14 protein-coding genes are annotated in these 13,632 nt (G+C 72.7%); all 14 read left to right on the forward strand.

The annotated features are described in order from the left end of the window. The first annotated feature begins 43 nt into the window (after window positions 1-43). Window positions 44-400 (forward strand): hypothetical protein, encoded by a 357-nt coding sequence (locus MUK52_RS14350; protein ID WP_284576753.1) that lies wholly within the window; start codon window positions 44-46, stop codon window positions 398-400. A gap of 192 nt (window positions 401-592) precedes the next feature. Continuing rightward, window positions 593-976, forward strand: a complete 384-nt coding sequence (locus tag MUK52_RS14355) for a hypothetical protein (protein ID WP_284576755.1) — start codon at window positions 593-595, stop codon at window positions 974-976. A gap of 47 nt (window positions 977-1,023) precedes the next feature. Next, entirely contained in the window at window positions 1,024-1,557 is a 534-nt protein-coding gene (locus MUK52_RS14360; RefSeq protein ID WP_284576757.1) for a hypothetical protein, read from the forward strand. Window positions 1,558-1,634: 77 nt separating this feature from the next. Continuing rightward, window positions 1,635-2,399, forward strand: coding sequence for a PP2C family serine/threonine-protein phosphatase (locus MUK52_RS14365; protein WP_284576759.1), 765 nt, complete (start codon window positions 1,635-1,637; stop codon window positions 2,397-2,399). 89 nt (window positions 2,400-2,488) lie between these two features. Continuing rightward, on the forward strand, window positions 2,489-3,409 hold the full coding sequence (locus tag MUK52_RS14370; protein ID WP_284576761.1) for a DUF3560 domain-containing protein: 921 nt from the start codon (window positions 2,489-2,491) through the stop codon (window positions 3,407-3,409). 226 nt (window positions 3,410-3,635) lie between these two features. Then, window positions 3,636-5,417, forward strand: coding sequence for a DUF6884 domain-containing protein (locus tag MUK52_RS14375; RefSeq protein WP_284576763.1), 1,782 nt, complete (start codon window positions 3,636-3,638; stop codon window positions 5,415-5,417). 13 nt (window positions 5,418-5,430) lie between these two features. Further along, the gene (locus tag MUK52_RS14380; RefSeq protein ID WP_284576765.1) at window positions 5,431-6,192 is read left to right on the forward strand and encodes a GP88 family protein; all 762 of its coding nucleotides are present in this window, start codon (window positions 5,431-5,433) and stop codon (window positions 6,190-6,192) included. 60 nt (window positions 6,193-6,252) lie between these two features. Then, window positions 6,253-7,209, forward strand: coding sequence for a ParB/RepB/Spo0J family partition protein (locus tag MUK52_RS14385; protein WP_284576769.1), 957 nt, complete (start codon window positions 6,253-6,255; stop codon window positions 7,207-7,209). Further along, complete coding sequence (locus MUK52_RS14390; RefSeq protein ID WP_284576770.1) at window positions 7,206-8,324, forward strand: DegT/DnrJ/EryC1/StrS family aminotransferase; 1,119 nt, start codon at window positions 7,206-7,208, stop codon at window positions 8,322-8,324. Before MUK52_RS14385 ends, MUK52_RS14390 begins: the two co-directional genes overlap by 4 nt. Before the next feature lie 23 nt (window positions 8,325-8,347). Then, window positions 8,348-9,451 (forward strand): inositol-3-phosphate synthase, encoded by a 1,104-nt coding sequence (locus MUK52_RS14395; protein ID WP_284581708.1) that lies wholly within the window; start codon window positions 8,348-8,350, stop codon window positions 9,449-9,451. Window position 9,452: 1 nt separating this feature from the next. Then, window positions 9,453-10,253 (forward strand): hypothetical protein, encoded by an 801-nt coding sequence (locus MUK52_RS14400; RefSeq protein ID WP_284576772.1) that lies wholly within the window; start codon window positions 9,453-9,455, stop codon window positions 10,251-10,253. An 11-nt stretch (window positions 10,254-10,264) separates the two neighbouring features. After that, window positions 10,265-11,668, forward strand: a complete 1,404-nt coding sequence (locus MUK52_RS14405) for a DUF3440 domain-containing protein (protein WP_284576775.1) — start codon at window positions 10,265-10,267, stop codon at window positions 11,666-11,668. After that, window positions 11,668-13,059 (forward strand): phosphoadenosine phosphosulfate reductase domain-containing protein, encoded by a 1,392-nt coding sequence (locus tag MUK52_RS14410; RefSeq protein ID WP_284576777.1) that lies wholly within the window; start codon window positions 11,668-11,670, stop codon window positions 13,057-13,059. The genes MUK52_RS14405 and MUK52_RS14410 overlap by 1 nt, the downstream gene beginning before the upstream one ends. Next, window positions 13,056-13,598 (forward strand): IbrB-like domain-containing protein, encoded by a 543-nt coding sequence (locus MUK52_RS14415; protein ID WP_284576780.1) that lies wholly within the window; start codon window positions 13,056-13,058, stop codon window positions 13,596-13,598. Before MUK52_RS14410 ends, MUK52_RS14415 begins: the two co-directional genes overlap by 4 nt. Window positions 13,599-13,632 lie beyond the last annotated feature (34 nt).

A 13,632-nucleotide genomic window follows, 5' to 3' on the forward strand; every position in this document is an offset into this window, starting at 1 on the left:
GGGCCCCCACCGGGGCCCGGCCCCCACCGAAGGGACCAGCGCGATGACCACCACCTTCACCTTCCCGTCCGGCACCACCGTGGACCTCCCCGCCGGCATGACCCTGTGCCGCACCCCGGACGCCGTCACCTACGACTGCCTCCGCGTCATCCCCGTGGGCACCACCCCGGCCGGGCGGCGCGTCTTCTCGTCCTTCTCCTGCGCCGCGTACTCCCGCGCCGCCGACGTCCTCGACCAGCGGCGGGAGGTCGCCGAGCGCGACGAGTACGTACGCCGCGCGGCGGCCAAGGGCCGCCCGACGGGCCGCCTCCAGGAGAGCCGTGACCACCACGCCCGCATCCTCGACCGGATGCTCAAGGAGTACGCGGAGGACCCGGCCCCCTGCACCTGCGCCGACTGACCCCCGCACACCGAAGGCCGGACGTCCCGCACGTCCGGCCTTCAGCGCGTCCACACCCTGTGACCTGCGTGTATCCGACGCGCTGCGCCATTCCAACTTGACTTGCACAACCAAGGTTGGATAACGTCTCTCTCGTCAGGCCGGGCGAACAGCCCGGAGGACGGGCCGATCACTGCACCCCGGGAGAGAACGATGACCAAGGCTGAACTCGCCGCCCAGATCATGCAGACCCGCGCCCTCCGGAGCGCCCCGCCCCAGAGCCCGGAGGGCATCAAGCGGACGGCGAAGGAGCAGCGCCGGTTGGAGCGACTCCCCAAGGCCGAGCTGGTCGCCCTGCACGCCGAGTACCACCACATCAGCGACGACACCGCCGCCCTCGTCGAGCTGGTCACCGAAGCCCTCGCCGGCATGAACGTGATCATCACGGTCGCTCGCGGCACCGTCCGGGTCGAGCAGTCCATCGCGGAGTTCGGCCCCGCCCGGATCGCGGGATTCGACGCCACGGGCCGCGCCCTCCGCGAGGCCGGGTTCTCGTACGACTCCGGCGGCTGCACCTGCTTCATCAACGCCCTCTGACCTCTCCCGCCCCGCCCCGCCCCCGTATCCGCTCCCCGGAGGACACCATGCGCACCATCCCCGCCACCGCCCTCGCCGCCGCCGCCAACGCCCGCGCCCTCGCCGACATCGTCCGCAGCCGCTCCGCCATCCACCCCGCCGCCGAGACCCTGCTCGCCATCGCGGCCCTGCTCATCACCGCCGCCGAGAGCCTGGAGACGACCGAAGCCCCGGTCATGGACGGCATCACCGTCACCAACACCACCCCGGCCGAAGCCGCCTTCGCCCTCATGGAGGCCCAGGCCCTCGCCCTGGACAACCCGCAGGCCGGCATCTCCGACCACGTCATGTACTACGTCACCGCGCCGATCACCCGCCGCGCCCCCGAGCTCCCCGCGCTCAACCCGGCCAGCACGCAGATGGCCCGCCAGGAGATCCGCCTCCTGACCGGCATCGCCCTCGCCGCCGACGCCCTCAAGACCAGCACCGACGACACCGGCCGGCACGGCGCACTCGAGAACCTCGTCGCCCTGCACCGCAACTTCGACCGCCTCGCCGCCGCCGTCGCCGTCGACAACGCCCGGCCCTGCAACCGCCGCTGACGCCCCACCCGGGGGCCGCCCGACCCGGCGGCCCCCGCCCTTCCCCGCACCCGCCACAAGCCGACAGGAGCCCGCCCATGCGCCGCAACTACGCCACCGCCCAGAACACCGGCACCGACCCGATCCAGTGCGACGCCACCGCGATCCACACCGCGCCCTCCGGCGCCCGCGCGTACGTGCTCCTGGACGGCATCGGCCGCAGCGACGAGGTCCGCGAGTGGACCATCACCGCCGCCCGCCGCCTCGCCCGCGCCGCCTCCCGCCGCGCCGACGCGGAAAGCGGACTCCGCCACGTCTACCAGCGCTACGCGGAGGAGCGCGCCCCCTGGGGGGCGTCCGGGATGCCGAAGGCCGCCGCCGTCGTCGCCGTCACCGTCCCCGGCGAGGGGCTCACCGTCGCCTGGTGCGGCGACTCCCGCGCCTACCTGCTCCAGGCCGGCATCAGCCGCCGCCTCACGCAGGACCACAACAAGCGCCGCGTCTTCCCGCCCACCGCCACCAGCCCGTACGGCGGCAACCGGAACCACATCACCTCGTGCCTGGGCGCCACCTACACCGACGACGAGCTCCGCAACTACTTCGGCCACCCGGCCATCGAGACGACCACCGTCGACATCACCGGCCCCTGCCGCCTCGTCCTCGCCTCTGACGGCGCGTACGAGCCGCACGAGGACGCCCGGCACGACCTGTACACCGAGCTCGACGACGACCCGCTGACGACCGTCGCCCGCGACTTCGTCGACCTCTCCGTGAGCACCGCCATCAAGGCCACCCACGCCGTCGACCCGAACGACGTCTACGCGGACAACGCCACCGTGCTCCTCGCCGACCTGACCCCCTGACCAGCCCGGACGGTGTCCGGACACGTCCAGCGGACACGTCCGGACACCGTCCCCCTCGACCCGACCAGCACCCGACGAAAGGCGCACCCATGGCCACCATCGAGATCACCCACACCCCCGAAGACGGCACCCTCGTCGACGGCGACACCGTCAAGGGCGACGGCACCGGCGACATCCTCAAGGCCCACGGCTTCCGCTGGTTCCGCTCCCTCCGCCAGTACGGCATCCCCCAGTCCCGCGACCGCGCCCCCCGCATCGTCGCCATCGAGAACGCCGCCGACGCCCTCCGCGCCGCCGGACACACCGTCACCGTCGACGTCTCGACCGCCGTCCGGGACAACGCCACCGTCCAGGACACGACGCACAAGCGGCTGGAGGACCGGCGCGCGGCCCTCACCGCGAAGGGCGAGAAGCTCGCCCGCACGGCCGACGCCCTTTACCGCGCGTCGGACGCCATGGTCGCCCACCTCCCCCTTGGGCAGCCCGTCGCCCCCGGCCGCAAGGGCCGCGCCCACCGCAACCTCCTGGAGCGCAGCGTCGACACCGCCATCCGGTCGGCGCTCACCGCGCAGGAAGCGGAGCGGATGCCGGCACGGGTCGCCGGATCCATCCGCGCGGAGGCGGAGAAGCAGCGCCCCGACGTCGTCGCCCGCAGGGTCGCCCGCCGCGAAGCCGAGCTGCGCCGCCTCGACCGCCAGATGCAGAGCCTCGCCGAGCACCACCCCGAAGCGACCTCCGGCCGCCTGTACCGCCAGTACGAGGGACAGCGCGCCGAGCTCGTCGAGCGCATCGACGGCGACCGCGCCGTGCTGGAGCAGGCGAAGCAGGCCGGCACCTTCGGCCGGTACTCGAAGGACAACGTCCGCAAGGGCGACCTCGTCCGCGTCCGGGGCCAGTGGCGCCAGGTCGCCCGCGCCAACGCCAAGACCGTCGGCGTGACGACCGGCTACTCCTGGACGGACAAGTACGGGTGGGAGGAAGTCACCGGCCACCGCCCCGCCGACAGCTGACGCCCCGGCGGACACGTCCGGACACCCGTCCCGGACGTGTCCGCCCCCGCGTCCGGACAACCCCGCCGGACGCCCCTCCCGGACACCGTCCGGACACGGCGCCCCGGACATGTCCGGACAGCGTCCGACCAGCAGGAACACCCCGCGCGGACACCACCCCGGACAGCCGTCCGGACATGTCCGCCCCCGCCCTCCGGACACGTCCGGACAACCCAGCGAGGACACCATGACCGGCGACTCCACCAGCTTCCAGGGCATCCTCGACGCGATGCTGAGCGCGTACGAGCGGGACCACCCGGGCGAGCAGCCGCCCACCCCGCCCACGTCCACCCCGTACACCCAGGCGCGCGAGCTGCCGCCCGTCGACCCCGCCGTCCCCTCCGCCCACGTCCGCACCGCCTACCACCTCCGCCAGGGCCCGAACATGGCCAACGGAGAGCACGCCGTACTCGACCAGCCGCTGAACGTCGGCAGGCTCACCCGGGCCGCAGGCGACGCCCTGTGCAAGCCGCAGGCGAAGTTCTGGGGCCTCTACGAGAGCCCGGACCGCACCGTGTCGTGCCCCCGCTGCCAGACCATGGCCGAACGCCACGGCATCACCATCCGGACCACGGTCGCCCCTCCGACCGGCCCCCTCGTCGTCATCCCCTGCGCCACCCGCAAGCTCAACCGCCCCGCCCCCGCCGGGAAGCTCTACCAGGGCAGCTATCACCGCGCCTGCCGGCAGACCGCCGACGCACTGACCGCCACGGGCGGCACGACCGTGATCCTCTCCGGCCGCCACGGCATCCTCCCCCTCGACCGGATCACCGCCCCGTACGAGATGCGCATGGGCGACCCCGGCAGCGTCACCCCGGAGCAGCTCCGCCAGCAGGCGCACGAGCTCGGTCTCGCCGACGCCCGCACGGTCGTCGTCCTCGCCGGAGCCCTCTACGTCACCGCCGCCCGGGAGGTGTGGCCGCACGCCTCCGCCCCGCTCACCGGGCGCGGCATCGGCCGCCAGCTCCAGCGCCTCGCCGAGCTCCGCGCCGAACCCCTCTTCCCCTCGCCTGACCCCACCCCCCCCACGAAGGGCCTGCCGGCAGCCGCCCGGCAGGCCCTTCCCTGTGCCCGTCCCACCCCCTCCGCGCGGGCTTATCCTTCCTGGCCGCAAACCGTCGCCGACCAGGGGATACCGCCCATGACCGCCCAGGCCACCTACGTACGCACGGAGCCGCGCCCCCTCGCCGACCTCTCCCCGTACCCGGGCAACGCCAAGAGGGGCGACGTCGCGACGATCCTCGAATCCCTCTGCCGGAACGGCCAGTACCGCAGCCTCATCGTCCGCGAGACCGACCCGGGCGCCCTCGTCGTCCTCGCGGGCAACCACACGTTGCAGGCCCTCGCCGCCCACGGCCCCGGCCCGTGCGGTCTCACGACCAAGGCCGACGGCGAGGAACGGCCCTGCGCCCTGTGCCGCGGCGAGGACTGGACCCCCGAAGCTCGCTGCGAAGTCGTGCACTGCGACGACGACACCGCGCGCCGGATCAACCTCGTCGACAACCGATCGGCGGAGCTGGGGACCTGGGACAGCGAGGCCCTCGCCGAGCTCCTCACCGGCATGGGCGACGACCTCACCGGCACCGGGTACAGCAGCGGCGACCTGGACGACCTGCTGACCGCCCTGGACGAAGCGAACGACGACGGGCCCGACGACGAGGAACCAGAGCCGGAGCAGGGCGAGCAGCCCGCCCCCACGGCCCCCACGGCCACCCCGGCCGCGCCCGACGCCCCGCCCCCGCCGCCGCCCGGCCACGTCCACCTCACGCTCACCTACCCGGCCGCTGACCGCGACGAGGCGGACCGGCTCATCACGACCGCCCGCGCCGCCGTCCCCGACACGGACGCCCCGGCCGTCGTCCTCTCCGCGCTCCGGCTCCTCGACGACGTCCTGACCCGCCGCCAGCAGCCCGCCCACGACGTCCCCGTGACGGCGCTCCTCGCCGCTGCCGGCATCGCCCACGAGTGAAGGCGAGACCCCGATGACGACCGCCGTCGCCCTCCCGGCCCCGACCCGCCGCCGACGGCCGCGCCGACCCGAACGGCTCCTCGGCCAGAACAGCGAGCTGCGTGCCGACGGAGTATGGAACTGGACCCTCCCGGCCCTCGCGACCCGCCTCCCGGACGGACGGACCGTCAACACCTGTCCGGCCGCCGGAGTCTGCGCCCTGGCCTGTTACGCAAGATCGGGGACCTACAACTTCCCGAACGTCGTCGCCCGCCACCAGCAGAACCTCGCGTACGTCCTCGACGACCTGACCGGCTGGCAGCGCCAGATGGCCGCGGAGCTCGCCCACCCTCGCCATGCCGGCGGCTGGATCCGCATCCACGACGCCGGAGACTTTTTCAGCGATCACTACCTGGCCGCCTGGCTCCGCCTAATGGCCTTCCGACCTGCGGTTTCCTTCTACTGCTACACCAAGGAAGTCACGAGGTTCCGCCGCCTCGTCGAACCCGCGCCGCCCCGCAACTTCCGCTGGGTCTACAGCCTCGGCGGACGGGAGGATCACCTCCTGCGGCCGGGCGACCGCATCGCCGACGTCTTCACCGACGATGCCGCGATCCGCGCCGCGGGCTTCCACTCCCAGGACGCCAACGACCTCCTCGCCGTCCTCGGCCCCGCCCCCGTCGGCATCCCCGCGAACAACATCCCCCACTTCCGCAAGCGCATGGCCGGCAGGAGCTTCGGCGAGTGGCAGGCCGAACGCGACGCCGCCCGAGCAGCCCGCCAGCGGCCACGCTGACCACCCCCGCCAAGCCCTTATCCTTCTCCGCTCCACCCGCCGTCACCAGGGGATACGACCATGACCCACGCGACGTACGTCCGTATCGCCGAGCTCCCCCTCACCAAGCTGAAACCCTTCGAGGGCAACGCGAAGAGAGGCGACGTCGACGTCATCCTCGACAGCCTCCGCCGGAACGGCCAGTACCGCAGTCTCATCGTCCGCGAGACCTCCACGGGGAAGGGCCCGTTCACGATCCTCGCGGGCAACCACACCGCCGACGCCTTCAAGCTCCACGGCCCCGGCGACTGCGGCCAGCTCGTCACGGCCGGCACCGAGACCCGCCCGTGCGGGATCTGCGGCAACGACGCGAAATGGAAGCCGGTCGCCCGCTGCGAAGTCATCGACTGCGACGACGACACCGCCCGCCGCGTGAACCTCGTCGACAACCGCAGTGCGGCACTCGGCTCGTACGATGACGCCGCCCTCGCTGAGCTCCTCTCCGGCCTCGACAACCTCGACGGCACCGCGTACGTCGACGACGACCTCGACGAGCTCCTGAAAGCGACCGGCGCCCTGGGCGAGCAGAGCGCCGAGTTCCTCGCCAGCTTCATGGAGCCCGCCGCCGAGCAGCCCCCGGCCGCCCCGGCCGCCGCCGCGCCGCCCGCCCTCAACCCGTTCTCCGGCGTCGACAGCCAGGCCGGGCCCCCGCACACCGCCCCGCCGTCCACGCTGCCCCAGACCGGCACAGAAGACGCCCACGCCCCCGCCCCGGCCCCGGTGCCGTACTCGCCCGGCGTCCACACCGGCCCGACCGCGTACGACGGCCCCGGCGCCCGCTCCCACCCCGGCGAAGGCATCGAGATCCCGCCGCCCGTCCAGATGGTGCCGCTCCAGTGGGTGTTCACCCTCGACCAGCGCGACACCGTCCGCGCCGCCATCAAGGCCGAGCAGGCCGCCAACGGTCACGACACCGGGGCCCTCGCCCTCACCGCGATCTGCGCCGCCTACCTCCAGACGACCAGCGAGGCATCATGACCACCCGCACCGCCGACCTCTCCCGCCTCCGCGAACGCAGGTGGCCCCCGCCGCCCTCGATGAGCGCCGACCGGGCGGTGACGATGGCCCTGTACTCCGGGACCTGGACCAGCGGCCCGTACACGCACGACGTCGAAGAGGCGATGAAGGAGCTGACCGGCGCCCCGTACGCCGTGGCGTTCCAGTCCTGCACCGCGGCCATCCACGCCACGCTCCTCGCCCACGGCGTCCGTGCCGGCACCCCGCTGCACACCCCGGCCTTCGGCTTCGCCGGCACGCTCACCGGCGCTGCGCACATCGGCGCCCGCCTGCTGTACCACGACGTCGACCCCGACACCGGGAACAGCATCGACCCCCTCCCGGCACCCGGTGCCGTCGTCCTGACCCCGGACCTGCACGGCGTGCCCCACACCCTGCCCCGGGACCAGGTCATCACCGACGCCTGCCAGTCCCTCGGCACCCTCGTCAACGGCCGGCACCTGGGCGCCGCTGGTACGCACTGCTGGTCGTTCTCCGCGACCAAGCTCGTGTCCGCCCCCGACGGCGGAGCCGTCACGACCGACAACGAGGACCTGGCCGACGACCTCCGGCAGCTCCGCGACTACGGAGCCGAACCCGGGCACCCCCGCGCCAACGCCCTCATCACCCGGCCCGGCCACAACTGGCGGCCCACCGAGCTGTCCATGGCGATCGCCGTCGACGAAATCCGCTTCCGCCTCCCCCTCGTCGCCCCCCGCGCCCGCGACGTCGGCGCCCGCCTCCGCGAGACCCTCGCCGACACCGGCCTCTGGCACCAGCAGGTCCCTGCCGGCACCGAGCCCGCGTTCCACAAGATCCGCACCGGCCTCCCCGGAACACCCCCAAGCCGCTACCGGGCGCTCCGGACAGCGCTCCGCGACGCGAACGTCCCCACCCACGACTGGGGCACCATCCCCCTCCCCGCACACCCCACCTTCGCCACCGGCCCCGGCCTGGGGCCCCACGTCCCGGCCGCGGTCACCCTCGCCGACTGGACGTTCTGTCTCGGCACCGAGCAGTGCCCGCCCTGGACCTGGACCGACGAGGAAACCGACCTCGTCGCCCACACCCTCGAAATGATCATGGAGTCTCTGTGAACGACACCGTCCGCGTCGACATCATCGGCACCGTCCGCATCGGCATCATCGGCGTCGGCAACTGCGCCCGCGCGCTCCTGGAAGGCGTCTCGTACTACACCGTCCACCCGGAGGACACGACCGGCCTCTCCCACCCCGCCATCGCCGGATACACCCCGGCCGACGTCGTCCCCGTCGCCGCGTGGGACGTCGACGCCGACAAGGTCGGCCGCCAGCTCTGGGACGCCCGCACCCGGGGCCAGAACCTCGACGTCGGCATCCCGCAGGACGGCCTCAAGCCGATCGCCGACGGGGTCACCGTCAGCCGTGCCCCCGCCCTCGACGGTGCCGGCACCAAGTACCGCGAGCGCATCACGGTCGACGAGACCGCCGAGACCCCGGAGGACGGCGCCGCCCGTATCCGCGAGGAGATCCGCGCGGCGGGCGTCCAGGTCCTCGTGAACTACCTGCCGGTCGGCAGCCAGGCCGCCACCGAGTGGTGGGCACAGATCGCCCTCGACACCGGCTGTGCCTTCGTCAACAACATCCCCGTCTTCATCGCCCGCGACGAGGCATGGCGCGCCCGCTTCCGGACGGCCGGTCTCCCGCTCATCGGCGACGACATCAAGAGCCAGCTCGGCGCCACGTACGTCCACCGCATCCTCGCCCGCGCCTTCTCCGACCGGGGGATCACCCTCGACCGGACGTACCAGCTGAACGTCGGCGGGAACATGGACTTCTACAACATGCTGGAGGCCGACCGCCTCGCCACGAAGCGCGTGTCGAAGTCCAGCGCGGTCACCGACGCGTACGCCGGAGACCTCGACCCGGACAACGTCCACATCGGCCCGTCCGACTTCGTTCGCTTCCTCGGCGACACGAAGAAGGCGTTCATCCGCTGCGAGGGCCGCGGCTTCGCCGGAGCCCCGATCGACATGGAGCTCCAGCTCACCGTCCCCGACAGCCCGAACAGTGCCGGCATCGTCATCGACGCCGTGCGCATCGCCAAGGCCGCCCTCGACCGCAACGACCCGAGCGCCGATGAGTGGGCGTCCGCCTGGCTGTTCAAGGCCCCGCCGCGCCCCGTCGCCCAGGACAGCGACACCGAAGCCCGCCGCCGCCTCGACGCCTGGCTGACCGGGGCCTGACATGCGACGAGTCCTCAAGGCCAAGACCGCGTACAGCAACGACGACGTCCAGCGCGTATGGGAGTCGATCACCGACTACGTCACCGAGGAAGAAGCCGACCGCGCCGTCATGCTGGCAGCAGCGGAAACCCGCCTCGTCCTCGACGGCCGCACCGACGAAGCCGTGTACGGCTGGTCAGGCGGGAAGGACTCCATCGCCCTCCAGGTCGTCATGGAGCGTGCCGGCGTCAGGCGCGCCCTGCTCGGCACGCTCCCGCACCTGGAGTTCACCGCCTACCTCGACTGGGTCGCCACCTACCAGCCCGACGGCCTCACCCACTACGGGAACACCGCGATCACCCCGGCCTGGCTCGCCCAGCCCCAGAACGACCGCTACCTCTTTCCCGCCAACTCCCGCGACGGCTACCGCTGGACCCTCGTCGGTACCCGCTGGGCACAGCACCGCTACCAGGAAGAGCACCGGCCCCGGCTCCAGATCTACGGGCGTCGGACCGCCGACGGCAACAGCATCCCGAACACCCCGTACGGCATCCACGAGACCCGGAACCTCACCTCGTACTGCCCCCTCCGCGCCTGGTCGCACGAACTTGTCCTCGCCGTCATCCACTACAACCAGCGCCCCCTGCCCCCGGTGTACGGCTTCCCGAACGGCTGGAAGACCGGCACCGGATCCTGGCCCGGCCGGAGGGTCGGCGACCGCGACGCCTCGTTCGCCGAGACGTACGCGATCGAACCCGGCCTCATCCACGCCGCAGCCCCCGACCTCCCCGCGGCCGCCGACTGGCTCGCCCGCAACACCTGATAGGGGACCGGATGACCGACACCGGCACCCGTGACGGCTGGCGCCCGGAGGGCACCCCGATCGACGCCGAGCACGTCCGCGGCTACACGGCGAAGTTCAGCCTGCCCCGCCTCGCTGCCGGCAGCGACGTCTACACCCTGGCCTGCGAGCGCACCGCGTACGTCCTGGAGCACCACGACCGGGCCCTCATCGCGTTCTCCGGCGGGAAGGACTCCACGGCCGTCCTGAACGTCGCCCTGGAGGTCGCCAACCGCGACCCCCGCCTACACCGGCACCTCCCGCTCCGCGTCGTCTTCTTCGACGAGGAAGCCATCCCCCGGGAGACCGAGGAGTACGTCCGCCGCGTCTTCGCCCGCCCCGACGTCGCCGGAGAGTGGCTGTGCCTGCCCGTGCAGCACCGCAACGCCTGCTCCCGCCGCTCCCCGTACTGGTGGCCCTGGGCCCCGGAGGACGAAGCGAAGTGGTGCCGCCCCCTCCCGCCGGAGGCGATCACCTCCCTGCCCGGCTTCCCCGTCTGGCCGGCATCCGAGCGGCTCACGATCCCCAACGTCAACGGGCTCCTCGCCCCGCCCCCGCACACCACGGTCACGCTCATGGGCATCCGCGCCCAGGAGTCCCGCATCCGCGCGCTCGCCGTCCGCCGCCGCCCCGTCGACAACTACCTGGTGCGGCACAGCCACGGCCGCGACCGCCAGGCCGCCGCCGTCGACCACGGCAACCTGTGGAAGGCATACCCGATCTACGACTGGCGGACCGAAGACGTCTGGGCCGCCGCACGCGTCCACGGCTGGGACTACAACCGCGCCTATGACCTGATGGAGATGGCCGGGGTCACCCCGGCCGCACAGCGCTGCTCGCCCGCCTTCGGCGAGGAGCCCCTGCAGAAGCTCCACGTCTACGCCCAGTGCTTCCCCGACGTGTGGGCCCGCATGGCGGAGCGCGTCCCCGGCGTCGGCGCGGCGGCCCGGTACGCGCGCACCGAGCTGTACGGGCTCGGAGCGAAGAAGCCCGACAAGCCCGCCGGCATGACCTGGCCCGACTTCATCACCCACTACCTCAACCAGCACGGCCCGAAGGAACAGCGGTACATCGCCGGACGGGTCAGCGAGTCCCTCGTCCGCCACTACCGCATGACAACCGACCCGATCCTGCCCCGCTCCCCGCACCCCGTCACCGGCCTGAACTGGAAGTACCTCCTCGTCCTCGCGATGCGCGGCGACTTCAAGCACCGCCGCCAGGAGGTGAAGCAGCTCACCGACGGCACCGCCGCCTCGTACTGGGCCAAGTACACCGCCGAGCTCGCCGAGCTCCTCGCCGACGGCACCACCCCGGCCGAGCTCGGCCACCCCCGCCCACTCCCTGCCGACCCGTACGCCCTCGCCCCTGCCGAGCACCTGCCCCAGGAAGGCCCCTGATGACCGACACCACGCCCGGCGGCTGGCTCCCGGAGGGCGCACCCCTCGACGTCTACAAGAACGGCTATCAGCCCAAGCAGAACCGGCCCCGCCTCGCCGCGGCCGCCGACGTCTACACCATGGCGCTGGAGCGCATGGAGTACGTCCTCGACACCCACGACCGGGCGTTCGTCTCCTTCTCCGGCGGGAAGGACTCCACCGCCATCCTGAACGTCGCCCTGCACGTCGCCCACGCGGTGCCGGCACTCCGCCGACACCTCCCGCTCCGCGTCGTCTTCTTCGACGAGGAAGCCATCCCGCAGGAGACCGAGGAGTACGTCCGCCGCGTCGGGCAGCGCGACGACGTCGCACTCGAGTGGTACTGCCTGCCCGTGCAGCACCGCAACGCCTGCTCCCGCCGCTCCCCGCACTGGTGGCCCTGGGCCCCGGAGGACAAGGCGAAGTGGTGCCGCCCCCTCCCCCCGGAGGCCCGGACGACCCTGCCCGGCTTCCCCCTCTGGCCGCCCGAGCAGCGGCTCAGCATCCCGAACACCAACGGGCTCCTCGCCCCGCCCCCGCACACCACCGCGTGCCTCATGGGCATCCGCGCACAGGAGTCCCTCATCCGCGCCCACGCCGTCCGCCTCCGGTCCGTGGACAACTACATCGTCAAGTACGACATCAGCAAGAACCGGCAGGCCGCAGCCGTCAACCACGGCAACCTGTGGAAGGCGTACCCGGTGTACGACTGGCGGACCGAAGACGTCTGGGCCGCGACCCGCCTCCACGGCTGGGACTACAACAAGGCGTACGACCTGATGGAGATGGCCGGCATCGGCCCGTCCGGTCAGCGCTGCTCACCCGCCTTCGGCGAGGAGCCCCTACAGAAGATCCACATGTACGCCCAGTGCTTCCCCGACGTCTGGGCCCGCATGGCCGAACGCGTCCCCGGCATCGGCGCCGCGTACCGGTACGCCCGCACCGAGCTCTACGGCTACGGCGGGAAGCCCCCCAAGCCCCCCGGGCAGACCTGGCCCGAGTTCATCACCCACTACGTCCGCAAGCACGGCGACCACGTCCAGCACAAGGTCGCCAGCCGCATCGCCGACGTCATGGCCCGCCACTACCGCAAGACGACCCACCCCATCCTCCCGTCCGCCCCGCACCCCGACACCGGACTCAACTGGTCGTTCCTCCTGACCCTCGCCATGCGCGGCGACTTCAAGGAACGCCGGCAGGAGTCCAACCAGCTCATGCGCGCCGACACCGCCGACCACTGGGTGACGTACACCGCCGAGCTCGCCGAGCTCCTCGCCGACGGCACCACCCCGGCCGAGCTGGGCCACCCCCGCCCCCTCCCCACGGACGCGTACGCGATCGTCCCCGACCAGTACAAGGACCTCACCCGATGACCAGCCCCGCCCCGTTCCGCGCCCCGGTTGGAGCCGACCAGCAGCCCGTCAGCGCCGTCCGCTGGATGCCGCGCGAGCAGCTCACCGCGAACTCCTGGAACCCCAACAAGCAGGCGCCCCCGGAGCACCGCCTGCTCAAGACGTCGATCCTCGAAAACGGCTGGACCCAGCCCATCGTCGCCCGCGACCAGGCCGACGGCACGTTCGAGGTCGTCGACGGCTTCCACCGCTGGACGATCGCCGCGGACAAGGACGTCGCCGCCCTCTCCGACGGCCTCGTCCCCGTCGTCGTCCTCCCGCCCACGGACGCCGCGACCGCCCGCATGGCGACCGTCCGCCACAACCGCGCCCGCGGTACTCACCACGTCCTCGGCATGGCCGAGATCGTCGACGACCTCCTCAAGCTCGGACTCACCCCCGACGAGATCAGCGCCCGCCTGGAGATGGACCCCGAAGAGGTCGACCGCCTCGCCGACCGGGGCAACATGCTCGCCCGCCACGCCCCCGACACCTTCAACCAGGGCTGGACCGTCGGCTGACCGCCGGCACGCCCCGCCCCCTCACCTCGACGAC

Source organism: Streptomyces sp. 2P-4 (assembly GCF_030167965.1).
Classification (GTDB): Bacteria; Actinomycetota; Actinomycetes; order Streptomycetales; family Streptomycetaceae; genus Streptomyces; species Streptomyces globosus_A.